This window comes from Bacillota bacterium, from assembly GCA_040754315.1.
Lineage (GTDB): Bacteria > Bacillota > Sulfobacillia > DUSP01 > JBFMCS01 > JBFMCS01.
The window spans coordinates 64,064-89,584 of the sequence record JBFMCS010000062.1; the positions used below are offsets into that span (position 1 = coordinate 64,064).

Consider the following 25,521-nt stretch of genomic DNA (forward strand, 5'->3'; position numbering starts at 1 on the left):
GCCTCGAATCCTGCGCAAAGTGGCGCGACCCTCCCATCACTACTATCCCCAGGTAGGGGCAAATCCTGTATCCACGTGCATTCTTGCCTGCCGGCGCCTGAGGGGAGCGCTCGCCGGGAACATGTGACCCTGGCATCCAGGGGATCCAGCGGCATGTATCACGGGCGCGCCATCTTGCCGCCCCCAGGAAGAGAATGGCTTACCTGAGAAGGCTCAGGGGCTCAGGGCAGGCACTCGCCCACCTCACCTTGAGGGGCATAAAGCGGAGACACTGCCCTCCTAGTACCTCCTGAGATCCGCTGAACGCTGGTGTGCGAAGAGCCCCTCCACCCCGCTCAGGTGCGTGCAGGCACTGGCAAGCCTGCTCGCTCCCTCCCTGGTGACCCGCTGGTATGGCGCCACCCTGGTGAAGGTTCCCACCCAGAGGCCGCTGGCAAAGCGTGCGCTTCCCATGGTGGGCAGGGTGTGATTCGTGCCTGAGCAGTAGTCCCCGAAGGCTACCGGGGAGTAGTCCCCCACGAAGAGTGAACCGTAGTTCACAAGGGCCGGGATGATTTCGTCGTTCCGGAGGGTCATGACCTGGAGGTGCTCCGGGGCGATCTCGTTTGATACCCTCACCGCCTCTTCAAGAGAATCCACGAGGATGACCCTGCCATTGGCATCCCAGGCCTCCCGGGCCAGGGCCGCGGTGGGGAGTCCCTCCAGGGCTTGATCCAGGGCCCCCAGCACCCTAGTGGCTAGGTCACGGTTGGGGGTCACCAGCAGCGCCACGGAGTTGGGGTCGTGCTCGCAGGTGGCCAGGAGGTCGGCGGCCACAAAGACGGGGAGAGCACTGTCATCGGCAATGATCAGGGCCTCGCTGGGTCCCGCCAGGAGGTCGATGCCCACGGCGCCGGCTACCTGCCGCTTGGCCTCAGTTACGTAGATGTTCCCCGGCCCTACCACAAGGTCCACCTGGGGGACGCTCTCGGTCCCATAGGTGAAGGCGGCAATCGCCTGGGCCCCTCCCATGCAGTAGACCTCACCGGCGCCGGCAATGTCCATGGCCACCAGCACCGCGGGGTGGATGCCCCCGTGTTCCCGGGACGGGGGCGAACAGGCAGCCACCCGCCTCACCCCCGCCACATTGGCGGGAATGATGGACATCAGGGCGGATGATGGCAGGGGATATCTACCCCCGGGCACGTAGGCGGCGCAGCGCTCCACCGGGATCAGCCTGTGGCCCAGGGTGACCCCGGGGATGCTGGAACACTCCAGCTCCTGGAGGCACGCCGCCTGCTGCCGGGCGAAGAATTCCACCTGAGCGGCGGCGAACCGGAGGCTCTCCAGGGTTGCCTGGCTGACCTGCCCGTAGGCCTCCCGGATGGCATCCCGGGCTACTGGTATGTGGTCAAGGGAAACGCCATCAAGGAGACGGGTGAGTTCCAGGAGGGCAGTGTCACCTCCCTCTCTCACCTGGCGAAGGATATCCTTGACCGCCTGCTCGACACCTTCCAGCCGCAGGTATGACTGCCTGCGGGCATCCTTGAGCACCTCCACGCTGAAGCCCTCTCCCTTCCGAAATCCTTCCTCTATCTTGAAAGAAGCCTCACCTGGCCTTCTTCACCTGGCACAGGCAGTCGAAGTAGGGGACCCCGAGCCCCATGTCACTGTCCTGCTCCCCGGTGAGGGGGTTGACCCCCTCCCCATCCTGGTGCCAGCCACCCTGGCGTGCCCTTACCACGTCCTCCCGGAGTTCTGGGGTGAGGATAGCAGTACCCGCTATCCCCCCGCGGTCATTGAACACGCGCACCGGGTCGCCATGGTGGATGCCGCGGGCATGGGCTGCTACCGGGTGGATCTCCACAGCAAGACCCTGGCAACCCCGGTGGCCGGCAGGGAAGTTCGCGAACTGGGAGTTAAGGCACTCCCGCCTGTGAGATGTCATGAAGTGGAGCGGGAACCTCGCGCCCAGCGCCCCGTCAGGGTCTTCGCTGCGGGCCCTGTAGGCCGGGAGCGGGTCCAGCCCGCCAGCAAGGGCCCGCTCTGAGTAGAGCTCGTACTTGCCTGAAGGGGTGGGAAAACACCGGTCTTCCCAGGCAACAGGGCTTACCCTTGGGTTCCTTACCGGGCCCTCCTCCAGGGCCTCCAGCGTTATGCCCAGAGGGGCCGCTGGCCTGAGGGCCTCCTCAAGGTGCCTCCGGGGCTCGAAGGGCCCGAAGCGGTCAAGGCCCATGTGCCTTGCCAGTTGGCAGAAGATGCTGGCATCTGAACGGGCATCCCCAGGGGGGTCTACCAGTTTGGGGGCCAGGGCTATGTAGGGGTTCCAGGAATTGAACACCACGTCTTCCTGCTCGAAGAGGCTTGCCACAGGCAGGACAAGGTCGGCCAACTGGGCTGTACAGGTCATGTAGAAGTCCACCACAACCACGAAGTCCACACGCCGGAAGGCCTCTATCACCCTCCTGGTACCGGCGAGCTGGTTCACCGGGTTGGAGCGAGTCACGATTATAGCCTTGATGGGCGGGTCCCCAGCATCCATTATGGCGCTGGCCAGGCGCGGCCAGGGCAGCCTCCGGGTTCCCCTGGCCAGGCTTTTCCCCGTGATGTCCCCGAACACGTCCTTCCAGCCCCTGTGCCCGTAGCTCGCCCCGCCGCCGGGGACACCGGTGTTCCCGGTGATGGCTGACAGGGCATCGATGGCCCGCACCGTCTGCCCACCGTTGGCGTAGCGCTGGAGGCCGTAGCCCAGAAGTATGGCGGAGGGCCTGCCCTCCCCGTAGAGCCTCGCAGCCTCCCTGATCCCCTCGGCGCTCACGTCACAGACCCTTGCTGCCCTCTCGGGCGGGTACTCCCGGACCATATCCCTGAAGGCCTCGAAACCTACCACGTGGTCCCTGAGGAAGCCTGTGTCTGTCATGCCATCCTCGACGATCTGGTGGGCCATGGACAGGGCCAGGGCGCCGTCGGTACCAGGCCTCGGCGCTAGGTGCATGTCCAAGCCCCCTGGGACATGAACGGCAGCGGGGTTTATGGCTACCACTCGGGCGCCCCTGGCGCGGGCCTTCATGATGTGAGGGAGCACGTGGACCTGGGTAACCGCCGGGTCTCTCCCCCACAGGATAATACACCTGGAGTTCTCAAGGTCCGCCCAGTCGTGCATGCCCGGCTCCCCGAAGTCGTAGGACTGGGCAGCGTAGCCGCTCCCCCAGCAAACATCGCCCTCGGGGGTAGTCACCCCCCCGAAGGCGTTACAGAACCTCTTTGACAGGTTGCCCAGGAGTCCCTCGGACCCGGACACATCGTGGTGGAGCACCGCTAGGCTGCCGTACTCGTCACGAATCCCCAGGAGCCTCTCGGACATGATATCCAGGGCCTGTTCCCAGGTTATGGCCCTCCAGGTACCGTCCCTGCGCTCAAGGGGCCTTAAGAGGCGGCGGGGATCGCTGGCCCTATCTACGTGCCGCCTTGCCTTGCCGCAGGTGATCCCTCTGGTAAGGGGGTGGCGGGGGTCACCCTTCACCCTGACCACCCTGCCTGCCTCCACGGTGGCCAGGAGCCCGCAGTGGGGGTGACAGTCCAAGGTACAAACGGTCCTCGACTCTCGCATGGCGGATCCCCCTCCCCGCTGAATCTACGACTCTTCCCATCAAAGCCGCCCTATTGCGGGTTTTCCTCAGACTTCCTTAGTCTAAGGCAGTAGCCCCTGTCCTGGGCAATCTCATCCAGTATGGAGTGAGGCAGTCTTGACCTGGCTCGAGCATCCAACCCCTGGGACCTCTCCTGGGCGGTTTTCGAGGCGCGCTCCAATTCGTCTACCCTTAGAACTGCCGCCGCAATGCAGTAGTACCTCTTGGAACGCCCCTCATTGAAGTCCTTGAGCATTTTAGCCAGCAACCGCTCCCTGGCCTTCTGCTTCTCGAACCTCGCCACCCCGTGCTCCTGGGCTAGACAAATGTCGTCCTCCAGGCTCTGGTAACACTTGACTTGCCTCCCGGAGAAGCGTTATTGCCGCTCGCTGCCGTTTGGCCGATTTGGCCACGACTGGGCAGTAGGTAGTCTTTCTGCTCTGGGCACGTCACTTCCTCCCGGGCAAAGGCAGGGGGCCTCACGCCCCCCTTCACAGATCCCAGCTAATGGCCATCTGGGACTTGCACCGTCCTCCCTAGACCTCTCTTTGGAACACCACCCGGTCCTTTCCGGGGCCGTCGTAGCCCACGGGTACGGGAAGGCAGTCCATAACGGTGTCTGCCGGTTTCGCCTTAAACGCATCCTCTGGCGAAAGGCCAGGGACTTCTTTGATGGGGGCTACGGCCCGCAATGACGAAGCAGCGCCCGGAGCCCTTGGCCATGACACGAATTCGCTGTAGAGGCGCCTTCAGCCGGTAGTGGGGGTGGACCTCGGCTAAGTGAGTGTAGGACATGTAAGAGGGCGAAAGCAAACCACGTGCAAAACCGACAGGGTACCCGTCATCCTCAGTGGCCAGGGTGGTGCCACGAAGGTGGGCGAAAAAAGCGGGGCAGCGTGCCCACGACATCCCATTGACTCCACGCTCCTAGAGCGCAGGGGCTATGGCATCGTAGCCTCCATCCTTGACTTCCGTATTTCCACGGCTTCCCGCCTGGAATGAGGCGTGGGTATCCTTCGGCCGGGCGCTTCACCCTCCAGAAATTGATGAGGGGGAGGTGCGACCCTCCCTCCCTCAAGTCTTCTGGCAGTTTGATGAAGCCTTATCAGGTCTTCACAGCCGGGCGAGCCATATCCAGCAGGCCCAGCACTATGTGGGCCAAGCCAAAGCCAGTAACACCTGCGCCGAAGTTTCCCGCAAGCAGGGTTGAGCCGATGGCCGTGACGGCAGCCCCCACCCCCACCACTACCCAGCTGGTAGTCCTTCGCACGAATATCACCTCCTGGGCAAATTGTGCCCAGTTCGAGGAGAAACCAATGCAGATAGGCCTTTCGCTCTGTGAGCACGTAGCGCAGCACCCTCGGGGTCACCCCCAGGAGCCTGGCCGCCTCCTTCCTGTTGCCCACGGTCTCCTTGAGGGCCTTCGAGGCAATCCCGGCGGCAGTCTCCACCTCTATACGCCTGAGCTTGGCCATGATGGATGCCAGGTTCACGGGGCAAGAGAGATCCACCAGGGAGACCGCCTCCCGGATGACCCGGTCCGCCAGGCCATCCAGGGGGTCCCGGGCCTCACTGCTGCTCTTATGGCGCAAGGATAGCTTCTCCGCTATGTGGACGTCATCGATGGTGTCGCCATCCGAGAGGGCTACCGCCTGGGCCAGGACGTTCCCCAGCTGTCTTGCGTTCCCTGGCCACGGGTAGGCCTCCAGTAGGGCCTCGGCGGCAGTGGAGAGTCTCTTGGCGGGATGGAGCCTGGACAGGAAGTGGTGGGCCAGGGCCAGGATGTCCTCACGGCGCTCTCTCAGGGGCGGCACCACCAGGGAGGCCACGTCCAGGCGGTAGAACAGGTCCTCCCTGAAACGCCCGTGAGAGACCTCCTCCTTGAGATCCTCATTGCAGACAGCGATGAGCCTCACGTCGGCCTTCAGGGGCCTCTCTCCTCCCACACGGTAGAACTCCCCGGTTTCCAGCACCCCCAGGAGCTTTACCTGAATGGCAGGGGTGGAGGCGGACACCTCATCAAGGAAGAGCGTGCCGTCATGGGCAAGTTCGAATAAGCCACGGCGCTGCGAGAAAGCCCCTCGGAAGCTTCCCTTCTCATGGCCGAAGAGCTCGGACTCAAGAAGTGTCTCGCTGAAGGCCCCGCAGTTCACCGCAACGAAGGGGCCCCCGGCCCTGTGGCTCACGCCGTGTATGAAGCGAGCCAGCACCTCCTTGCCAGTGCCGGTCTCGCCCTGGATCAAGGCGGTGATGTTCTTGCGTCAGCTACCCACGGCTAAAGCCGGTGGGCTTGCAGGTGGCCCTAGATAAGCGGCCCCCGCGTCCGCCTGGTTGACGACAGCCCTGCGGATGTTCTCCGCAGCGATGGTGTCCGCAGGCCCAGCGAAGCCGCAGGACACGCAGGGGAAAGAGGCCTGAGTAGGGCGGTTGGCCTTGGCCACGTGGCTGCAGACGGGGCAGGTGCGGGAGGTGTTTCGAGGGTCGATGAGCGCGACGGGGACTCCCGCGAGACGGGCTTTGTACTCAATGAAGGAGCCAAGTTGATGAAAAGCCCAGGAGTGCTGGACGCGACGCTGAGCCTTGCGAACCGTTACCCGCTCACGGATGCCCTTCAAGTCTTCAAGGACGATGCCGCGCCCGGTGTCTTTGGCCTTCGCGACCCAGCCGCTTGGAGATGCTGTGGTTGACGTCACGGGCAAAGCGGTCTTCCGGCGCCGTTTCCTAAGGAGACGTTTGGCGGATGCGGTGCCTTTGGACTGCAGGCGCGCCCGCAGTTCGGCATGGCGCTTCCGCAGGCCGTTGACCTGCCCGCCGGAGTAAGTCACGCCGTCCGAATCCGCGGCGATGTTGACAATGCCGAGGTCCACACCAAGCCACCCCCGGGGGCCATTGCTTTTAGGTCCGGGCACGTCAACGATTACGGCGAGATAGAAGACGCCGTCCCTGTAGACAAGATCAGCCTGGCCTCTAATGCGGCCAAGTCTCGCCGCTTGATCCTCCCAAAACGATGGGGATGATCTGCCTGCCTTCAAGCGTCAGGATGGACACGCGGTTAAGGCCCCTCCAGGACAGCACCCGCTGGTCGTAGACAATGGCGCCGTGGGGTCTGAACGTGGGCTTCTTGGATTTGTCCCGCTTGTAGGCCTCAGCGGTCTTGCTGATGACACGGATCCCCATCTGGGCGGGGAGCCCGAACTGCTCCCGGATGTCGTAATAAACGAGTTTCTGAAGGCGGATCTTATTGGCCGAATGCTCCCGGAAGGCTGCTTCTTCAACTGCGTTGCAGGCGGCGTTGAACCTCTCCACTGTCTCCAGGAGGGCGGCGGACTGTTCGGGCGTGGGCTGGAGTTTGACAAAGAACGCCAGGTTCATGGTTCCAGTACAACACAGATATGCCAAATGCGGGAAGGGGGGCCGCATTCCTCCCAGGGTTAAAGACCCTGACCTTCCTGCGGCCGTATCCGTGAGGTCGCGGCGGTGAGGTTCTCCGAGATGAGCCTCATGGCGTTCAAGGCGCGGACACCTGTGAGACAGGTTACCGCCATTCTCGACGAGTTAGAGGAAGACCTGGTGACCGTCAAGGAGTTTTTGCAGAATGAAAGTGTTCTCTAACTCAACACCACTTGTTGCCTTGGCGCGGATTAAGCAGGTAAACCTCCTGCATGCCTTATTGGGCTGGATTATTATTCCTCAAGGTGTACATCATAAGTGGTACAGGGGGCTGGACTTCCGGGTGTGAAAGAAGTCAGGGAGGCTACTGGATCGAAAAACTCCGCAAAAAGCGTTCTGGCGGTTTCCTTGCTTAGAATCAACCTTGACCGAGGTTTAGACTGGTCACTCGCAGGAGGATGTTCGTGATATCTAAGCTTCCGGTATTTCAACAGATCCGCTCAGAATATCAATTACTTCTTCTATAATGTCCCTGGGGGTGTTTTCGACAAAAGTGGCTTTTCTGGCTGACAGATCGAGAGATTTGGCCTGTTCGCACATGACTACACCCCGTGTATTCACCCTTCGGTCGAGAGGCACATGCAGGGGAAACCCTCTATCTGTATTTGTTATCGGACAGACGATTGCCAGGTTAGTCAGTTTATGGAATGTACTGTTGCTGGCCACAAAGGCCGGTCTCCTGCCCTTTTGTTCATGCCCGGTTTGCGGATTAAAGTCGAGCAGAATAATATCACCCTGTACCGGAATGTAGGGCGCTACCATACTTCTTTACCTACCGGCTTTCCGGTATCCCATTCCGTGGGTTGATATTCTCCCTGGTAGCCGGCGGCTCTTTCTTGCAGTGCCAGGTGTTTCTTCAGGGGAACCACTAATATATTCCCTTTTTCAACCCTGATCTCTACGCGATCATTCTCTTGCAGTCCCGCCTTTTCCAATACTGCTTTTGGCAGCCGTACAGCCTGGCTGTTCCCCCATTTTTGAATCGTAGTATACATGCGAATCACCTCTAAAACCAAGTATATACCGTGTATCTACCGATGTCACCACGTATTCCCGTATTCCGCACCCATGATGACATATCTTTTCGCACCTGAGTGTCTATCAAAATATTAGTCCATATTCTGCCACCCACTTAGATAGCTCAACCCTAAAACTCGGGAGATTGCCGCTGGTGAAAGAGTGAGGCAGGGACTAGAGGACTAGAGGCTCTGGAATACTTGCCAGTTACTGTAACCAGGAATTGGGGGCGTCAATGCCAAATCCCCATATTGAAGGGAGGCGACAGAGAATGTTGGTGCTTAGGGGCTCCAAGAAAGACCGGGTGGATATATGGAAGGTGCTTTACCGGGGTCGCGTTCCCTGGGGAACCCTGCAAGCAAGGGAAGAGGGCGGGGCCTAGGGCTCACCCTGCCCCTTAGTCCTACGCCTTTATCACACGGGGCGTCTTCCTCTCCCCGGGCACCGCCGCGAACCCGATAGCCAGCATCATCTTGGCCAGGCACTCCTCCCGCTTGGCATTACTGCATCCGGCCCGGTCGAGGTCCCGGGGATCCACATCCTGGGAGAACGCCGCCAGGTGACAGTAACACGACACCGCTGGTGGATTCGTACTCCGTCCAGTACTGGCACCTCTTATTCACCAAGGTGTTCACCCCCACTCAGCTTTGCGCCCGGGCAGCGCCGGGAACCTGGCCTTGCACCACACTGAAGGCCCTGGCGGAAGCGGCCTCCTTCCTCCTGAACACATACCAGTAGGCTGAGCCTACGAAGAGGGTCCCGCCCACTATGTTGCCTATGGTCACAGGCAAGAGGTTTGCCCACAGGAAGGACCCCTAGCCGAGGTTGGCCAGGCCGGTGAGGCCTGCGGACTCCAGGGCCGCAGCCATCTCGGGGTGGGCCTTCAGCGCTATGCCCAGGGGCACGAAGTACATGTTGGCTATACTGTGCTCGAAACCGGAGGCAATGAAGGCCATGACGGGGAACATGATCGCCGCCATCTTGCTGAGGGCATCACGCCCGGCCATGGCCATCCACATGGCCAGGCACACCAGCCAGTTGCAGAGGATGCCCCGGGCGAGGGCCTCACCCCAGGAGAGGTTCACCTTGGCACTGGCGATGGCCACGGTCTTGAGGCCAACCTCCCCTACCCTCCAGAGGCCGGAGTAGTAAAAGAGGGCTACCACCAGGATCGCGCCAAGGAAGTTGGTAGCGTAGACCACGGCCCAGTTCCTCAGGAGCTGGGCCTTGCTGATCCGCCCATCCAGAACCCCTGCCACCATCAGGTTGTTCCCGGTGAAGATCTCGCCTACCCCGATGACCACGAGGATGAGCCCCAGCGAGAAGACGGCGCCCCCTACGATCCGGGTGAGCCCTTCGCCGGTGTACTTGGCCAGGTCAGCCGTGGCCACCGTTGAGAGCTCCCCTCCCAGGGCTATGTAGGCGCCGGCCATGATGCCCAGGAGGGCCAAGGGTAAAAGGGGCGTCTCCGCTTTCTTCTGGCATGTGCCCAAGAGAATTTTCACCACGTCCTTGGGCGCATCCATTGTTGTTGTGGGCACGGTGGCGGGTACCGCGCCCTGTCCCAGGTTCAACTTCATGGTGCTGAGGCACTCCCGCCGCCTCTCCTCGGTGCAGCCTACCCTCTCCAGCTCGCTTGGAGGGACGGGCTTGTTGAAGGCTGCGACCTCGCAGTAGCTGATGGTGCCTGCTATGGATGGATACTCTTGCCAGTGCGGGCACTTGTTCATCTCGTCTCCCTCCTCGTTGTTACCCTTTAGCAACCTACTTCCGCAAGGGCCGTGCCAAGGTATCCGTGAAGGTCTCCGGGAAAAAGAAAAGCCCCCAGCACTGGGGGAGGCTTCACTGGTCTCGTTTGGGTGCCGGAGGATCGACACCTGTGGACTACCATTCGACCTTCATTGCCGGGATTTCGTCAAGGTCACTTCTTCAGGGCTGCGGCAACCAGCCCGAAGCAGCCGGTGAGCATCATGTCCCCGTGGGGGCTGGCCATGACCCCCATACCCTGGGCCAGGTACCTCCTGGGCCCGGTGATGGCCACCCGGCCAAAGGGAGACACCTCAAGGTAGTCCCCATGTATGTGGCAGCCGTGGCCACCCTCGGAGTAGACCTCGGAGTGAGTCAGCGTGCCCCGGGAGAAGGCCTCCAGGCGGGAGGCCAGCTTCCGGGTGGTCATGAGCCCCGTATGTTCTTCCAGGACACCCAGGACCCTCTCTCCAAGGATCAGTAGGGCGACGGTATGGGCGTTGCCCACGTTGAGCCCGATGAAGCCCTCCTGGGCCATGGCGGCCACCGCTTCATCCTGGAGCATCCCCAGGATTGCGGCGGGGCCTGTGTCCATGACCAGGCACCCGGGGGCCTGGTCCTGCACCGACCGCATCCTGGTGAGGGATGCGGGCACATCGCGGTACCCCAGGTCCCAGAGGTTCCCCGAGCCGTCCACGAAGCCCTTCCAGTAGCGGAACCTCACAACCCTGTTGGATTCAGTGGGGCCGTGCCCGTGGTCCTGCACGGCCACGGCCACGGAGCCGGGCATGGCCACGTCGAAGCAGGACAGGGCCTGGGAGATGCCCTTGAGATCGAGGTCGCCCAGGGCGATGGCCACTGCCTTGGGAGGGGGGGCTTCCCCATCCTCCAGGATGGAGACCCCCATCCTGGCCACCTGCTCCAGGTTGTCCGAGAAGGTCAGGGCCGCGTCCCGGGTGGAGTAGGCACTGAGCCCCCTGTCAAGGTGCGCGCCCAGGGCCCGGGTGCATGGCCCGCCCCCCATGAGGTGCCCGTGGAAGTAGATGGGCCTCCCCTCCACGGTGGCCCTGCGGATTGCCCTGGCCACCATGAGGGTGGGGGACGGCATCACCATCCGCGGGGAGTTCTCCACGGGTCCGCGCTCCTCGTACACCAGGATGTCCTGGGTGCCGGCCCCGACGTCAACCGCTAGGATCCTCCTACCTTCCACCAAGGTTCGTCTTGGCCTCCTTGAGAAGGGCGCCGGATATCACCATCTTCATGACCTCTGATGTCCCTTCGTAGATCTGTGTTATCTTTGAATCCCTCATGAGGCGTTCCACATGATACTCCTTCATGTAGCCGTAACCCCCGTGGATCTGCACTGCCCGGGAGGTCGCCCGTTCAGCCGCCTCCGAGGCGAAGAGCTTGGCCATGGCTGCCTCTTTGGCGTAGCTGAGACCCTGGTCCACCAGGCTGGCCGCCCTCAGGTAGAGCAGGCGCGCCGCCTCGATCTCCGTGGCTGTCTCCGCCAGCATCCACTGGATTGCCTGGAAGTCCGATATGGGGCGGTCGAACTGGTGGCGTTGCAGGGAGTAGGTCAAGGCCCGTTCCAGGGCATGCTGGCCAATGCCCACAGCCTGAGCCGCTATGCCTATCCTGCCTCCGTTCAGGGTTGTCATGGCCACCTTGAAACCCTCTCCCTCCCGGGCAAGGAGGTTCTCCCTGGGGACCTCCACGTTCTCCAGGAGGATGTCCGAGGCAACGGAGGCCCTGATCCCCATCTTGTCCTCGGGCTCGCCGAAGGATACCCCGGGCTGGTCCTTGTTTACGATGAAGGCGGAGAGTCCCCTGGCCTTCTTCTCCGGGTCTGTGCTGGCGATGATGACGTAGATGGAGGCCTCCCGGGCGTTGGTGATGAAGCGCTTCTGGCCGTTGAGGACGTATCCTGACGGGGTCCTCTCCGCCCGGGTGGCGATGGACCCGGCGTCGCTCCCGGCATCGGGTTCTGTGACACCCAGGGCCCCCAGCCGCTCGCCGCTGGCCAGCAATGGGAGGTAGCGTTTCTTCTGGTCCTCGTTTCCCCAGGTTTGGATGGTGGATGCGCAGAGGTGCAGGTGGGTTTCGAATATCACGCCTGTGGAGGAACATGCCCTGGAGAGCTCCTCAATGCAGATGGACTGGCTCACCATGTCCTGCCCGGCGCCGCCGTACTCCTCCGCGATGGTGAGGCCCATGAGCCCCATCTCGGACATATCCCTGACGTTGTCCCAGGGAAACTCGCCGGTCTCATCGTAGCGGGCGGCCCTGGGCGCGATGCGCCTCTGGGCTAAATCCCTCACAGCCTTCCTGATGGCCTCCTGATCCTCGGTGAGTCGGAAGTCCATGGAACAGCCCCCCTGTGGGTTTAATCAGGCTTTAGGCGCTGCCAGCCGTACCTGTCACAGAGTCTCGCCACGGCCCCGTGGGGATCCAGCCTTCGTCCCGCCACCTCCTCCAGGAGCTCCTGGAGGAGGCCTTGTTCCCTTGCCTTCCCGAGCATGTAGTCGACCACAGTCTCCTCCAGTATCTCACGCACCTGGGTCTCAAGCCCGCGGGTGACCCGGGCGGCAAGACCGCCCTCCTCCACCAGGTAACGGCGGTGGTCCAGCACCCCCTGGTATACCTCCTGGACCCCCTGGCCATCCCTGGCAACAACAGGGTAGACCGGGGGTACCCAGCCATCCTGGGTGTGGCCCTTCCACAGGCTCCTTATCTCATTCACGGTCCTGTCGGCGCCAGCACGGTCTGCCTTGTTCACCACGAAGATGTCTCCGATCTCCATGGTACCTGCCTTGAGAACCTGGATCTCGTCCCCTAGGCCCGGGGCGGTGATCACCACCACTGTGTGGGCGTACCTCATGATGTCCACCTCCGCCTGGCCGCTGCCCACTGTCTCAACGACGATCACGTCCAGGCCGAAGGCCTCCATAAGACTGATGACATCCCCTGTGGCCCGGGAGAGCCCGCCGAGGCGCCCTCGGCTGGCCAGGCTCCTGATGAACACGCCGGGATCGGTGCCGTGCCTGTTCATGCGGATGCGGTCACCCAGGAGGGCCCCCCCCGTCAAGGGGCTCGTGGGATCCACGGCAATGATGCCAAGAGTTGAGCCGGCGGCCCTGTAAAGGACCGCCAGCGCGTCTACCATTGTGCTCTTACCCACTCCGGGGGACCCGGTAACGCCCACGATGTGGGCCTTGCCGGTGTGGGGGTAGAGGGCCCGGAGCAAGTCCAGGCAACCCTCCTGTCCATCCTCCACCCAGGAAATGGCCCGGGCCAAGGCGCGGCGATCCTTCCCCAGTACCCGCTCCGCCAGGTCGGCCCAGATCATGCTGGCACGTTCTCCTGGATGAACCGGATGATGTCCACGGTGGAGGCCCCAGGGCCGAAGACTGCCCTCACGCCGGTTTCCCTCAGGAATTCCACGTCGCTGCCGGGGATGATCCCCCCTACAAGCATGAGGATGTCGTCGCCCCCCTTCTCCCGGACGGCCTGGGCAATGCGGGGAACGAGGGTCTTGTGGGCACCCGACAGGATGCTGATGCCAATGACATCCACATCCTCTTGAATGGCGGCCTCCGCCACCTGATCCGGCGTCTGGTGGAGTCCCGTGTAGATGACCTCCATGCCTGCGTCCCTCAAAGCCCTGGCAACCACCTTGGCACCCCTGTCATGGCCGTCCAGCCCGGGCTTGGCCACGAGAACCCGGATCCGCCTGTCCACCCAAGCACACCTCCTGGAGTCAGGATCCCTGCTGGGCCTTTTGCTCGGCGCGGTAGTTACAGATGTATCGCTGTGCCCACTGGTCACGTCCCATGAGAACGTCCGCAGCCAGTATGGACTTTTTCAGATCAGACTTGGTGGGGTCGGAGATCACCGCAGTCATCCCCCGCCCTATCGCCATGGCCAGGAAGGCCATGTTCACAACCGGGCGCTCGGGGAGGCCGAAGGACACGTTGCTGGCGCCCAGTACCACGTTGATGCCCAGCCTGGTGGCAACCAGTTCCACGGCCTCCAGGGTTATCTCCCCTGCCTTAGGATCCGTGGCAACGGTCATGGTCAGGGGGTCAATGAGCAGGTCCTCTTCGGACAGCCCATAGCTCTTGGCCTTCATGAGGATCTTCTCGGCAACCCGCAGCCGCCCTTCCGCCGTGGGGGGTATGCCGCTCTCGTCCATGGCCAGGCCCACGATGGCAGCGCCATATTCCTTGGCAACCGGCAGGAGCTTCTCCATGAGGCTCTCCTCGCCGGTGACGGAGTTGATGAGGGCCCTTCCCTCATACACCTTGAGCGCCGCAACGATGGCATCCGCATTGCTGGAGTCAATGCTCACTGGGTACCCGGTGAGTTCAGAGACCTTCTTGACGGCCATGGGCAGCATCACCATCTCGTCAACCTCTCCAGCCCCGACGTTCACGTCGATGATGTGTCCCCCGGCCTCCTTCTGCTTCAACGCTTCCTTCTCGACCATCTCCAGGCTCCCCTGTCCCAGCTGGGCGCTGAGGACCTTGCGGCCCGTGGGGTTGATGCGCTCGGCTATGATGACGGTGGGCCTACCGTCGCCGATCTCCACCTTAAAGTCCTTGTTTGCCACTACTGTCAGCAATGCTTGATCGCCTCCCTTTCTAAGCCTCTCCTGGTGATTGCCGCCTTTTCAGGCAGGTGCATCAATGGCTGCAGGATCTCCTGGTGAATGGCACCTCGCAGCCTGTTGCCATGCTGGTGGGGGGCTGGGCCCCCGGTGCTATATGGCTCCCTTCTCCCGCAGGGCCAGGATCTCCTTCTCGGTGTAACCCAGGGCGGTGAGAACCTCATTAGTATGTTCCCCCAGAAGGGGCGGCGGGGTTCGCACCTCCCCCGGGGTCCTGGACATCTTCATGGGTGATCCCAGCACTGTCAGGGGCCCGCTGGGGTGGCGAACCTCCACAGTCATCCTGCGATGGGCCACCTGGGGGTCCCGGAAGATGTCGGACATGAGGTTGATCGGACCGCAGGGCACTCCGGATGCCTCGAGGGTCTTGACCCATTCCCCCGTGCCACCCTGGGAGAGCACCCGGCTTATTATGTCCACCAGTTCCTCCCGGTTGCGTACCCGGGCTGAGTTGGTCTCGAACCTGGGGTCGTGGGCGATGTCCAGGCCCAGTGCCTGGCAGAACCTCTCCCATATCCTATCGTTCCCCACGGCTACCACCACATGGCCGTCTCTCGCGGGGAAGGCCTGGTAAGGGACTATGCTGGGGTGGGCTGACCCGAGCCTTCTGGGGTCTTGCCCCGTTGCGAAGTAGTTCTGGGCCATGTAGGACAGCCATGACACCGAGGTATCCAGGAGGCAGAAGTCCAGGCGCTGGCCCTCCCCTGATCGCTGTCTCTCCAGGAGTGCCGTGATGATCCCCAGGGCGGCGAACATCCCGGCCCCCATGTCCAGGATGGCCACCCCTACCCTCACGGGTGAGCCATCCTCTTCACCGGTTATGCCCATGAGCCCTCCCGTGGCCTGGAGCAGGAGGTCGTAGGCGGGCTTGTCCCGGTAGGGCCCGTCCTGGCCGAAGCCGGAGATAGAGCAGTAGATGATGCCTGGATTATACGCCTTGACCTCATCGTACTCCAGGCCCAGGCGGTCCATTGTGCCTGGCCTGAAGTTCTCCAAGAGGATATCTGAGGATGATGCCAGCCTCCTGATCACCCCAAGACCCTCGGGGTGTTTCATGTTCACGGTCACGCTCTTCTTGTTGCGGTTGACCGAGAGGTAGTAGGCGGCCTCCCCTCCCTGGAAGGGCGGGCCCCAAGCCCTGGTGTCATCCCCTGTGCCGGGCATCTCCACCTTGACTACCTCGGCTCCCATATCTGCCAGGAGCATTGAGCAGTAGGGGCCTGCCAGTACCCGGGATAGGTCTAGTACCTTGATTCCGTCAAGTGCGGCCAACCGCTACCCCCCTTATGCCTGATCACCCATGCCTATTCGCTGGAGAGCCGAACCATACCTGCCGCTGGGCGAGAGTGAACACAAGATTACACCGCGTGGCACTCTTATGGGCATTAGATGCGAGTGAGCCAGGGCCTATACACGAATGACGGCGCCCGGCGGCCTTGCCATGAGGGGATCTCCCGGTGCCCCTTGAGACGCTGCACCCCACGGGCCAGGATGCCATGAGCAGCGAGGAAGGGTTCGTGGTGCCTGGCCTTCACAGTCACTCACCGTGACAAAGGGGGTGATATTGCGAAGGCAGGAGTCTCTTTACGTCTTCGCATGGGCCGTGGTATTGTTGGTCCATCATGAACAGGTGTATAGCGGCAACCCCACCCAGGAGAACCCCGGCTTCGCCGGCGAACCCATGCATCGTGGTGGACACCCATAACGACACCATGATGAGGGTAGTTGACCCCGCAACCTGGCTGCCACAGGTAGACATTGGGACTAATACACCCTTTCACGTGGATATCCCCAAGATGCGTAGGGGAGGCCTCAATGTACCCTTCTTCGCGGCCTACTCGCAAGGCTACCCGTCCCACCACCGCAACCTCAGCAGGACCCTAGCGCTCCTTTACGCCCTTCACTGGACGGTGAAGGCAAATGGTAGTTCCATGGCCGTTGCCAAGTCGGTCCAGGACATCGAGAGGCTGGCAGCGCTTGGAATCATCGCCGCCGTGCCAGCAGTTGAGGGAGCCTACTGCATCCGTCCCCAGGATGGGCATGAGATCCTCCGCCAGCTCCATGACCTGGGAGTCCGGGCACTCAGCCTCACATGGAACCACTCCAACTCTCTAGGTGAGGGCGTAAGCAGGACTTACCCGGAGGGGACCCCTTCAGACGGAGGCCTGACGGGCTTCGGCAGGGAGGTAATAGAGGAAGTCAATCGGCTGGGGATCATCCTTGACGTATCCCACCTATCCAAGGCCACCTTCTGGGGGGCCCTGGAGGCCTCGAGAGCTCCGGTAATCGCCAGCCATACAGGGATAAGTGCCGTCCGGCGGCACGACCGGAACCTTGACGATGACCAGATCCGCGCCCTGGCTCGGGCCGGCGGGGCAGTCCAGGTCGCCTTCGCCCGGAACTTCCTGTGGGAACCCGCCAGATTAGCCACGGTGGCCAGCATTGTTCATCACATAGACCACGTTGTGAGGCTGGTGGGCGTCGACCATACGGGCATTGGCTCGGACTTCGACGGCACCGACGTGCCGGAGGACCTGGCGGACGCCTCAGGGCTGCCCAGGATAGCCCAGGAGCTCACACGGCGCGGTTACGGGAGGAGCGACATTGAAAGGATCCTGGGAGGAAACACCATGCGGATCCTCCGGGAGGTTGAGGCCGTGGCCGAACCCTCCAAGAACCTGGCTCCGTTCTTCACGCAGTGCCCGGAGATGGGTCATGTCACTGACCAGGACGTTCCCGTGCTGTCAGCCAGGGTGGATGAAAGAATAGGTGAACTCCACGCCCCCTCATACCGGGTCATACTGGATGGCCGTGTGCTGGAGTCAACCTGCGATGAGGGCGGGATCCTGTCCGCCAGGGCGGGCATGCCTCTTACTCGCGGGCAGGATGGGTTTCACGTATTAACCTTCGAGGCAGCCATCTCCACTGGTGAGGTTGCCCGGGAGACCAGGATAATCTACGCAAGGTAGACTGGAGGTGACCCCAATCCTTCACCATGGCCTCAACCTGGGCGTCCCCGCGGCCAGGCGCCGGGTGTTGCGGGAAGGATGTAACACACTAAGAACGATGACCCGGAGGCTGGTGTACGCACCCCCGGGTCACCACTTCTGGTGGGCACACGGCCCGCCGCTTTCAGCACCCTCACCCGTAGCGCCTTCTCGGTGTGGATGACTCCGCTGAGCCACTGTTCGGCCTCAGGAAGGAAAAGGGAGAAAACACCTTCTTCACGCTCTCCGAGCCGCAGCCTGGACAGGATATCTTCTCGGAGCAACCGCAGCTGGCAACCCGGTCAAATTCCTTTCCACAGGCTTCACACCTGAAGCTGTAAAGAGGCACTGCCAACCCTCCTCATGGTCTTGGCACCCGTTTAATACCCCCAGGGGTATCCAAGAACATCATAGATCCCGTTCTGGTACCTGTCAAGCCCCCACCTGGCAATCTGTGCCGGGGGCACCTTTTCCCGAGGGAGCCTCGGAGGGGATCCCCTGTCCCTTCTAGAACACTCTGCTCGGGCAGGATCGGCTAAGGCTGGCGGCCTGGCCATACCAGCCACACTCGAACACGTGGGGAGAGATGAAGATTGGGCAATCTACTGCTTTCCGGGTGCAGGGTCTTTGACTGGGACAAGATGATCCCCGAACCCACCTCCCTCCTGGTGACGGGCCCCCGCATAGAAGAAATCGGGCCTAGCAGCATTCCCGCCGGAACCAGGGTCATTGACCTGGAGGGGCGGTGGATAGTCCCAGGGTTCATCGACGCCCACGTGCATCTAATGGATTACGCGGATCGTCTTGCCGAGATAGACCTGGACGGGGCCTCATCCCTGGAGGAAGCACTGGAGAGGGTGAGAAGGCACATGTCAATAGCCGCCCCACCCCCTGGGACCTGGGTCAACGGCGGGGGCTGGAGAGCCAACGACTGGGCGGAGACGCCTAGCCGCCAGGCGCTGGATGCCGTGGCCCCGGAAAACCCGGTGCTCTTGACCAGCAAGGATGAACACGCTGCCTGGGCAAACTCCGTGGCCATCAAGCTGGCCGGGATCGATGAATCCACGGTTCTCCCCTTTGGGGCGGTGGCGGAGCGAACCACTGGAGGGAGCCTCACCGGGATATTCAAGGAGTCAGCCCTCCCCATCCTGAAGGACGCCGTTCCTCCCACCGGGCCCGAGGAGATCGATGCCCGCATGCGCCAGGCTTTCGCCGCCCTGCACAGCCTGGGAGTGACAGGCCTGGGGGATGTGAGCGGCCTCGGGACCTACGATGCCCTGGAGCGACTCAAGGGCAGGGGCCAGATGACACTCCGGGTGTTCAAGTTCATCCCCGTTCAGTCCCTGCCCGAAGCCCTGGCCAGGGGCATGGCAATGGGCCAGGGGGACGCCCTCCTCAGGATTGGCGGAGTGAAGACCTTCGTTGACGGCTCGCTCACCAGCAGGACCGCACTCCTCCTTGACCCCTATGAGGGCAGCCGTGAGTACTCGGGCGTGGAGGTGCTGACCAAGGAGGACCTGCGAGACCAGGTGAGACAGTGTGTGGAGAACGGTTTCGCCGTAGCGATCCACGCCATCGGGGACAGGGCCATCAGGAACACCCTGGACGTCTTGGAGGGCTTCTCAGAGGTGTCAAGCCGGAAGGGGCTTCGCCACCGCATAGAGCACGTGCAACTCCTGGCTCCCCAGGACACCGGGCGCCTTGGCTCCCTGGGTGTGATCGCCTCCGTCCAGCCATCCCACGTGCTCTCGGACATGCATCTAGCGGACCAGCACTGGGGGACAAGGGCACGCTACGCCTATGCCTTCCGTTCCCTGAAGGCTTCCGGGGCTGTCTTGGCCTTTGGGTCTGACGCCCCCGTGGAGATCCCGGATCCCCTGGTTGGCATGTGGGCGGCGGTTACCCGGGGTGAGCCCTCATGGTATCCAGAGGAATGCCTCAGCGCGGGTGAGTCCCTGGAGGCCTATACTAAAGGGGCCGCGTTTTCGTGCTACTGGGAGAAGGAAGTGGGGAGCCTGCGCCCTGGGATGCTGGCTGACATAGTGGCGCTGTCAGGAAACCCTTTTGGCATGGAGGGGCTTAGGCAGGCTCGAGTTGACTACACCATTGTTAACGGGGAAGTGGTCTTCCAGCGCGACTAGGGCGCCCCGGTGGGCCAAGGAAGGCAGAAGGCAAGCGAGACTGGCGCCGTGCTCTTTGCGATCTGTCAAACCTTGGCCTGGATGGAAGCCCTGGTTCCCCCGGAGGCGCAGGGTGTGGATGGCAGCGCCAGCGGGCTAGAGGAGTGGCTATCGCTCCTTGACAAGATCCCTGCGCGCTGCCTGCATCACCTTGTTGATCTCCCTGTCAAGATGCTCGCCTATGGGTTGGCAGTCACTACCAGCCAGGTGCCTCCTGGCGAATTCCCTGGCGACCTCCCTGATGTCCTTCTGGCCGGCAGCATCCCACTCGGTCCACGTCCGGTCGAACCCCAGCCGGGGGATGAACACCTCCCCTCCCCTCAAGTGCCTTATCGTATGCTCCTGTTCCAGAAAGGACCCACCCTTGATCACATCTTCGATGACATCCAGCGCCAGGGTGTCCTCGTTGACGGCGACCCCGCGTCTTACCCTCTTTTGGGCAGAGAAGATCTCGTCATCGATAACGAGTTGTTCATACGAAGCCACAGTCAGGCTCGCAAGGCTCCCGAGACCGGAGATGAGGTTCGCGCCGGCCAGCATGGCTGTCAGGCAATTGGTCGCCTTCTCGTAGCCGGCCTGGGCATCGAAGGTGCACGATGTGCAGGACAGCCCGTAGACATCGGAGAGAAAGCCGTAGGAAGACGCCAGCTGAACGGCAATCGCGCCTGCGACGCCGACTTCAGGGAGCCCCCAGATCGACTGCCCGGTTTTCATGTTGGGGAAGTTCATGCGTGCCCCGTAGATGAGGGGTGTCTTAGGGTTGATGATATGGGAGATGGTAGCGAACGCCAGCATGTTGGCGTTCAGCTGGGCCAGGCTGCCCGCAACGGTCATGGGGGATGAAATCCCCGCAAGTGGTGCTACCAGCATCACGGTAGGTATTCGGGCAGAGATGATGATCCTCATTGTGTCCGTGATCACCTTGGGATAGTACAAGGGGCTTTCCGGAGAGATGCCTACTACCCCAAGGAACCCGTCACCGGAGGCACAGGCATTGAACAACTCCACAATGTACTTGGCCTCACCTGGGGACGAGACACCCGGCCCGTAGACCGGTTTTTCGCTATAACGCAGCAGGCACTCGAACTGGACAACCTGGCTGATGGGAGCAGGGACATCAACCGGGTACAAAAGCGCGCAAGGCATGTCACAGTCCAGCTTGTTCATCAGGCGTACGGCATCGGCGAAATCCTTGAGCGTGGCACTTCGTTTCTGTCCCGTTTCAAGGTCGATGACGCTGGGGATCCCGCCGGTGGAGTGCGACCAGACCCCGCCCTGCCGGATGCATATGCTCCTGCCTGTGTGGCTTCTCAGAGAGACCTCGCCCTTGACCGCAGCCAGCACCCGGTCGATCAAGCCCGAAGGGATGGTCACCCTGTCCTTCGTTACGCCGCAGCCGTGGTTCTGGAGGTCCTCTCTCAGGCCCTCGTCATCAACCCTGACGCCCAATCGTGCCAGTATCGAGACGCTGGCCTCGTGTATCCTCATAACGTCACTGTCACTGATGACCCTGAAAGGCCTTTGGCTAACGCACACCAGCGTTGCTCCCTTCCCGTAAAACCCCAGGCCTAGCTGTGCCGCGCGAGACGGGCCCTGGAAGCCCCAGCAGAAAACCGCGGTCAAGTGACGGCATGCCCGTTTGAGCGGCTCTTCGAGCTAGGGGCCAGCTACGGCACTGCACTTCCTAGGGGCTGATGACCATCTCTTGATACCCCTTGGAAAAACCGCTCAGCACGGCCGCTCCGTTTCTGGTGACCACTACGTCGTCTTCTATGCGCACCCCGCCCAGCCCAGGCAGGTATATCCCGGGCTCCACAGTGAATACCATACCCTCCTGCAACACTTCGTTGTTTTCGCTGTGAACCTTGGGGTACTCGTGTATGTCAAGCCCGATCCCATGGCCCGTCCGGTGAAGGAAAGAGTCTCCGTAACCCGCTTTCCTGATCACGTTCCGGGCCGCCAGGTCGACCTCCCGGACCGGCACCCCGGGCTTCACCCTCTCGATTGCCACGACCTGAGCCTCCAGCACGGTCTTGTAGATCGTATCAAGACGGGAATTGGCGTTTCCCAAAAAGAAGGTTCTCGTCAAGTCGGACCAGTAGTGAGAGTAGCAGACGCCGAAGTCTATGGTAACCGTATCGCCCTTTATGAATCGCCTATCCCCGCTATGCCCATGCGGGTTTGCGGATCTCTCCCCGCTTAGGATCTGGATGACGTAAGTGTCGCTGATAACGCCCTTCTTATTGCACATTGCCCTGAAGATATCGCACAGTAGCTCCCTTTCTGTCCGGCCCGCGACGATCTCCTGGCGTATCTCATCGAAGATCATATCACCATAGCTGACAGCCGTGCGGATTAGCTGGATCTCCGTATCATCCTTGTAAAGGCGCAGGCTTCTGATGGCGGCGCTGATGTCCTTAAGATGGACCGGTCCAGTGAAATCCCTGATCCTCTCGCCCAGTGACAACGGGAAGTAGTCCGTATCAACCCCTAACGCGGTACCCGTGCCTACCAGGTCCGCCAGTACCCTGACCGGGTCCATCGTATCCTCGTATAAGACCTTCTCGATGCCCGGTTCTTCGGTAACGCCCCGGTCAAGCACAGGGAGGACGAAATGGCAGATGTCTCCTGATTGATACAGGACAAGGGCGTACAGCCTCTCATAGGGCACAACTCTTATGCCAGTGAAATAAAGGATGTTCAAGGGGTCAGTTATTACCGCTCTCTTTATCCCTTGGCAATCCAATCGCTCCAGTAGCCTCTCTCTTCTAGTGCAATAGGCCGGCTGCATCTGAACCCACATACCTCCACTCACGGAACACGGATCGTCGCATTGTACAGGCAATCAAGCAATCTCCTTGCCAGCTCCCGGATCACCGGGGCTCAGGTATGTTCCTCACCTAGAGGATTCTCGGCGTTACCACACACAGCGCCTTGACGAGTCTGTTTGTGAAGTTGCCCCAGTTGTGGGGAACCGTCGACTGGATATGGATGCAATCCCCCGGATACAGTTCGTACTCCTTGTCCTCAATGAAGAAGGTGAGTATACCCTCCAACACGTAGATGAACTCCTCGCCCTTGTGTATGAAGGGTGCCACTGTGTCTCGTGTCTCCCCCGGCAAGAAGAGCACCATCATGGGGTCGATCTTCTTGTCCTCTATGCTCCCGGCCAGGCTGAAGTATATGTACTTTGAGTTTTCCGGGCAGAAATGCTCGTGTTCGAAACTGCGTATGACCATCCGCTTCTTTTGGCTGCCCTGGGATGGGTTCAACAGGTAACCCAGGTCTACCTCAAGGGCCTCGGCGATGTTCTGCAGTGAGGCCAGGCCCGCGGACGCCAAGCCTCTTTCAACTAGCGAAAGGAAGCCGATGGACAGGTTGGTCTTCTTGCTCAGGTCCTTCAATACCAGCCCCTTGGATTTCCTGAGCTCCTTTATCCTGTTACCCAGTTCTTTTTGCATCTCTTCCCTTCCTTGAAGCTGCTCCGGTCAAGCTCACGATCGGTGAGTGCTTTCTTGGCAGACGGAGCAGGTAATTGGGGTTCTGGGCAAGCCTTGGCCGCCGTCACGCGTCCTGGCCTCTCTCCGTGGCGAAGCCTATAACATGCGCCTCGCGTCCGGGCGGAAGATAGGCAGTCCCTCCGCCCCCTGCCGGCCGCCGGTTGACCGCCGGCAGGGGTCCGGTATCACGTGAGCGCAAGACCTCCAGGGGAACATGGCACGATAGGGCCCGGCCGCACGAAGGGTCAGGTTGTCTCTTCTACGGCGGGAGCCTCGCCTCCTTGCGTCCCAATCGAGTCACCCCCTCCCGCCCTTCTGATGCAGCGCGCCGGGGTTACAGGAGATTAGTTCTTCCACGCATAGTCAAAGAACCTGTCATACTCAACGTTGCCCTCGTGAATTGCCAAGTCCCTGGAATAGGCACGGCTCCCGTCCGGGTAGTACAAGGGGATCTGGGGCACGTCCTCGGTATAGATCCTGATGGCGTCGGCGTAGAGCCGCTTTCTGACTTCGGGGTCCGTCTCGGCCCCAGCCTTGGCCAGGATCTCATCCATGGCGGGGTTGGAGTACCAGCTCCAGTTGCCAGCGGAGCCAATGCTGGCGGTAGCGAGGCTGCCATACATGATCTCGTCCATGTCCTTCGTGCCGGCGGCCCAGCGGCAGACACCGATCTCATACTGCCCCTTCGTCAGCGCCTCGTCGATGAAGGCGCCCCTCTCCATCTGTTGCACCTCCGCCTTGAGGCCTATCTTGGTGAGGGCGTCCTGGAGCACAGTGGCAAGCTTGGGGTAGGGGTCCGTCGCGTAGGTCTTGATGATGACGGTCTTGCCTTCCATGCCTGCCTCCTTAACAAACCCCTTGGCCTTTTCTATGTCCACGGAATACCATGTTTTAAGGCCTGGGTCACCCTCGGTATAGCCCTGGCGGTTGCCCGGGTAGTCCGCTACCGCACCATGGCCCTCAGCACCGACGATGAGCATCTGCTGGCGGTCTACGGCGTAAGCCACAGCCTGGCGCAGACGCACATCGGAGAACGGTCCGGTCTGGGTGTTCATGATACACTCGAAGAATATGGTCGATGGGAAGGATACCAGGTTGAGCTTCTCTGATTTCGCAACGGCGTCATAGCTGATACCGGGAATATCGTTGAAATAGGCGTGTATCTCCCCCGTCTGAAGGGCTATGACGGCGGTGTTCACGTCTGTTATCGTCTTGAGCCTTACCTTCTTGACAGCCGGCTCGCCCTTGAAGTAGTCAGGATTGGCCTCATACACGCACAGCTCCCCGGGTTTCCACTCTTTGAGGATATAGGGGCCCGTCCCCACCGTGTTTTCGACGCTTTTGCCGTAGTCTTCACCACAATTCTTGACGGTCTCTTCACTGAGCATGGCGCTGTAGTAGATATTGCTCAGGTATTCCAGGAATCCCACACTGGGTGTCTTCATGTTGATCCTGATCGTGTAGCCATCGACAATTTCACAGCTGTCGACGGAGGCATATGCCCAAGAGGTCCAAGGCGATTCCATGGCCTGCTCGATCGAGTACTTGGCGTCAGATGCCGTAAACTCGATGCCGTTTGTGAACTTGACGCCCTTTCTGAGATAGAAGGTATAGGTCTTGCCGTCCGGGGAGATCTCATAGCTTTCAGCCAGAGAGGGTACTGTCTTTCCACCACTGTCCTTGACTACGAGGGTGTCGTAGACCTGGGACATGCTGATACTCTCAAAACCGTTTGTGGTGTTGTAGAAATCAAAGCTCTCCGTAATCTTGGGAATGCCTACAACCATCTCCCTATCCACATCCGCACCGGAATCGGGCTGGCTTGGCGTGCCACCGCTTTTCTGCCCACACCCTGTGAGAAGAGCCGCGATTGTGACGAGGCACAGCAATAATACCATGCTCCTTTTCATGACCCCAACCTCCCCTTTTAATCTAGCAGCCTTGCGGCTGTTCAGACCCTGGTGAAACACGCTGGTCATCTCCGTCCCCCATGATGGACAGGATCCTGATCTGGGAGACGATCTTAGGCTCACCCGCCTCCATCCGCCTACAACATCCATACCCAGTATAAAGTCATGCCTTCCGGGAAAGTCTCTCATCGTTCCGCGATGGATAAGGCGATCTTCCCGTCTTCATCCTTGATAACCAGGGTGTCATAGACCTGCATGGGCCCGAGGGTATCCTCGGCATAGGATCCATAGGGTTCGAAGCTATTATTGACCTGCGACACAGCCACAACCATCCCCCGCCGTGACTCTGGTGCAGCAGGTTCATCTACTTCTTGCCGCAGCCTGCCAGGAGTGCGGCAATCGTAATAGCGGACAAGTACCCCCACCTTCACCCTCATGCTTCTTGCGTCTCTCT

General features: G+C 61.2%; 26 protein-coding genes and 1 pseudogene. 4 read left to right on the plus strand and 23 right to left on the minus strand.

Annotated features, from left to right (window positions below; genetic code table 11):
- Positions 1 to 279 precede the first annotated feature (279 nt).
- The 3 genes from hisD to AB1576_14125 are packed head-to-tail and all read right to left on the minus strand — an operon-like array spanning position 280 to position 3,912.
- Positions 280 to 1,539: a histidinol dehydrogenase gene (gene hisD, locus AB1576_14115; protein MEW6082860.1), complete on the minus strand. Its 1,260-nt coding sequence runs from the start codon at positions 1,537 to 1,539 to the stop codon at positions 280 to 282.
- A gap of 49 nt (positions 1,540 to 1,588) precedes the next feature.
- Positions 1,589 to 3,589, minus strand: a complete 2,001-nt coding sequence (locus tag AB1576_14120) for a molybdopterin-dependent oxidoreductase (GenBank protein ID MEW6082861.1) — start codon at positions 3,587 to 3,589, stop codon at positions 1,589 to 1,591.
- Between the two features lie 50 nt (positions 3,590 to 3,639).
- The gene (locus AB1576_14125) at positions 3,640 to 3,912 is read right to left on the minus strand and encodes a hypothetical protein (protein ID MEW6082862.1); all 273 of its coding nucleotides are present in this window, start codon (positions 3,910 to 3,912) and stop codon (positions 3,640 to 3,642) included.
- A gap of 476 nt (positions 3,913 to 4,388) precedes the next feature.
- Between AB1576_14125 and AB1576_14130 the strand changes: the two genes are divergently transcribed.
- Complete coding sequence (locus tag AB1576_14130; protein MEW6082863.1) at positions 4,389 to 4,610, plus strand: hypothetical protein; 222 nt, start codon at positions 4,389 to 4,391, stop codon at positions 4,608 to 4,610.
- Positions 4,611 to 4,966: 356 nt separating this feature from the next.
- Here the strand turns inward: AB1576_14130 and AB1576_14135 are convergent.
- The 3 genes and pseudogenes from AB1576_14135 to AB1576_14145 all read right to left on the minus strand — a co-directional run bounded on the left by AB1576_14135 (position 4,967) and on the right by AB1576_14145 (position 6,980).
- Positions 4,967 to 5,860, minus strand: a pseudogene (locus AB1576_14135) (sigma-54 dependent transcriptional regulator).
- A 9-nt stretch (positions 5,861 to 5,869) separates the two neighbouring features.
- Complete coding sequence (locus AB1576_14140; GenBank protein MEW6082864.1) at positions 5,870 to 6,517, minus strand: transposase; 648 nt, start codon at positions 6,515 to 6,517, stop codon at positions 5,870 to 5,872.
- A gap of 58 nt (positions 6,518 to 6,575) precedes the next feature.
- Positions 6,576 to 6,980 (minus strand): hypothetical protein, encoded by a 405-nt coding sequence (locus tag AB1576_14145; GenBank protein ID MEW6082865.1) that lies wholly within the window; start codon positions 6,978 to 6,980, stop codon positions 6,576 to 6,578.
- A 105-nt stretch (positions 6,981 to 7,085) separates the two neighbouring features.
- Between AB1576_14145 and AB1576_14150 the strand changes: the two genes are divergently transcribed.
- Positions 7,086 to 7,220: a hypothetical protein gene (locus AB1576_14150; GenBank protein ID MEW6082866.1), complete on the plus strand. Its 135-nt coding sequence runs from the start codon at positions 7,086 to 7,088 to the stop codon at positions 7,218 to 7,220.
- Positions 7,221 to 7,469: 249 nt separating this feature from the next.
- Here AB1576_14150 and AB1576_14155 read toward each other — a convergent pair whose 3' ends face one another.
- The 11 genes from AB1576_14155 to AB1576_14205 form a co-directional block, all read right to left on the minus strand.
- Positions 7,470 to 7,820, minus strand: coding sequence for a type II toxin-antitoxin system PemK/MazF family toxin (locus AB1576_14155; protein ID MEW6082867.1), 351 nt, complete (start codon positions 7,818 to 7,820; stop codon positions 7,470 to 7,472).
- Positions 7,814 to 8,053: an AbrB/MazE/SpoVT family DNA-binding domain-containing protein gene (locus AB1576_14160; GenBank protein ID MEW6082868.1), complete on the minus strand. Its 240-nt coding sequence runs from the start codon at positions 8,051 to 8,053 to the stop codon at positions 7,814 to 7,816. The genes AB1576_14155 and AB1576_14160 overlap by 7 nt, the downstream gene beginning before the upstream one ends.
- Before the next feature lie 425 nt (positions 8,054 to 8,478).
- On the minus strand, positions 8,479 to 8,652 hold the full coding sequence (locus AB1576_14165; protein ID MEW6082869.1) for a hypothetical protein: 174 nt from the start codon (positions 8,650 to 8,652) through the stop codon (positions 8,479 to 8,481).
- Between the two features lie 64 nt (positions 8,653 to 8,716).
- Positions 8,717 to 8,866 (minus strand): hypothetical protein, encoded by a 150-nt coding sequence (locus AB1576_14170; protein ID MEW6082870.1) that lies wholly within the window; start codon positions 8,864 to 8,866, stop codon positions 8,717 to 8,719.
- A gap of 24 nt (positions 8,867 to 8,890) precedes the next feature.
- Positions 8,891 to 9,805 carry a formate/nitrite transporter family protein gene (locus tag AB1576_14175; GenBank protein ID MEW6082871.1) on the minus strand — a complete coding sequence of 305 codons (915 nt, stop codon included), beginning with the start codon at positions 9,803 to 9,805 and terminating at the stop codon, positions 8,891 to 8,893.
- A 191-nt stretch (positions 9,806 to 9,996) separates the two neighbouring features.
- Entirely contained in the window at positions 9,997 to 11,031 is a 1,035-nt protein-coding gene (locus AB1576_14180) for a DUF1786 domain-containing protein (protein ID MEW6082872.1), read from the minus strand.
- The gene (locus AB1576_14185) at positions 11,021 to 12,187 is read right to left on the minus strand and encodes an acyl-CoA dehydrogenase family protein (GenBank protein MEW6082873.1); all 1,167 of its coding nucleotides are present in this window, start codon (positions 12,185 to 12,187) and stop codon (positions 11,021 to 11,023) included. Before AB1576_14185 ends, AB1576_14180 begins: the two co-directional genes overlap by 11 nt.
- A gap of 20 nt (positions 12,188 to 12,207) precedes the next feature.
- Positions 12,208 to 13,170, minus strand: coding sequence for a methylmalonyl Co-A mutase-associated GTPase MeaB (meaB, locus tag AB1576_14190; GenBank protein ID MEW6082874.1), 963 nt, complete (start codon positions 13,168 to 13,170; stop codon positions 12,208 to 12,210).
- Positions 13,167 to 13,562 carry a cobalamin B12-binding domain-containing protein gene (locus AB1576_14195; protein MEW6082875.1) on the minus strand — a complete coding sequence of 132 codons (396 nt, stop codon included), beginning with the start codon at positions 13,560 to 13,562 and terminating at the stop codon, positions 13,167 to 13,169. The genes meaB and AB1576_14195 overlap by 4 nt, the downstream gene beginning before the upstream one ends.
- A 19-nt stretch (positions 13,563 to 13,581) precedes the next feature.
- Positions 13,582 to 14,445 carry a dihydropteroate synthase gene (locus AB1576_14200; protein ID MEW6082876.1) on the minus strand — a complete coding sequence of 288 codons (864 nt, stop codon included), beginning with the start codon at positions 14,443 to 14,445 and terminating at the stop codon, positions 13,582 to 13,584.
- A gap of 138 nt (positions 14,446 to 14,583) precedes the next feature.
- On the minus strand, positions 14,584 to 15,762 hold the full coding sequence (locus AB1576_14205; protein ID MEW6082877.1) for a CaiB/BaiF CoA-transferase family protein: 1,179 nt from the start codon (positions 15,760 to 15,762) through the stop codon (positions 14,584 to 14,586).
- A gap of 350 nt (positions 15,763 to 16,112) precedes the next feature.
- On the opposite strand from AB1576_14205, the gene AB1576_14210 reads away from it, so the two are divergent.
- Positions 16,113 to 17,459, plus strand: a complete 1,347-nt coding sequence (locus AB1576_14210; GenBank protein ID MEW6082878.1) for a dipeptidase — start codon at positions 16,113 to 16,115, stop codon at positions 17,457 to 17,459.
- Between the two features lie 172 nt (positions 17,460 to 17,631).
- Here the strand turns inward: AB1576_14210 and AB1576_14215 are convergent, their stop codons facing one another.
- The gene (locus AB1576_14215; protein ID MEW6082879.1) at positions 17,632 to 17,826 is read right to left on the minus strand and encodes a zinc ribbon domain-containing protein; all 195 of its coding nucleotides are present in this window, start codon (positions 17,824 to 17,826) and stop codon (positions 17,632 to 17,634) included.
- Between the two features lie 244 nt (positions 17,827 to 18,070).
- On the opposite strand from AB1576_14215, the gene AB1576_14220 reads away from it, so the two are divergent.
- Positions 18,071 to 19,618, plus strand: coding sequence for an amidohydrolase (locus AB1576_14220; protein ID MEW6082880.1), 1,548 nt, complete (start codon positions 18,071 to 18,073; stop codon positions 19,616 to 19,618).
- A gap of 147 nt (positions 19,619 to 19,765) precedes the next feature.
- On the opposite strand, the gene AB1576_14225 is transcribed toward AB1576_14220, so the two are convergent.
- The 5 genes from AB1576_14225 to AB1576_14245 all read right to left on the minus strand — a co-directional run bounded on the left by AB1576_14225 (position 19,766) and on the right by AB1576_14245 (position 25,504).
- Complete coding sequence (locus AB1576_14225) at positions 19,766 to 21,193, minus strand: trimethylamine methyltransferase family protein (protein MEW6082881.1); 1,428 nt, start codon at positions 21,191 to 21,193, stop codon at positions 19,766 to 19,768.
- A 148-nt stretch (positions 21,194 to 21,341) separates the two neighbouring features.
- Positions 21,342 to 22,460 (minus strand): Xaa-Pro peptidase family protein, encoded by a 1,119-nt coding sequence (locus tag AB1576_14230; protein MEW6082882.1) that lies wholly within the window; start codon positions 22,458 to 22,460, stop codon positions 21,342 to 21,344.
- Positions 22,461 to 22,557: 97 nt separating this feature from the next.
- Entirely contained in the window at positions 22,558 to 23,118 is a 561-nt protein-coding gene (locus AB1576_14235) for an XRE family transcriptional regulator (protein MEW6082883.1), read from the minus strand.
- Between the two features lie 383 nt (positions 23,119 to 23,501).
- Positions 23,502 to 25,067, minus strand: a complete 1,566-nt coding sequence (locus tag AB1576_14240) for an ABC transporter substrate-binding protein (protein MEW6082884.1) — start codon at positions 25,065 to 25,067, stop codon at positions 23,502 to 23,504.
- A gap of 185 nt (positions 25,068 to 25,252) precedes the next feature.
- Complete coding sequence (locus AB1576_14245) at positions 25,253 to 25,504, minus strand: hypothetical protein (GenBank protein ID MEW6082885.1); 252 nt, start codon at positions 25,502 to 25,504, stop codon at positions 25,253 to 25,255.
- Positions 25,505 to 25,521: the final 17 nt, after the last annotated feature.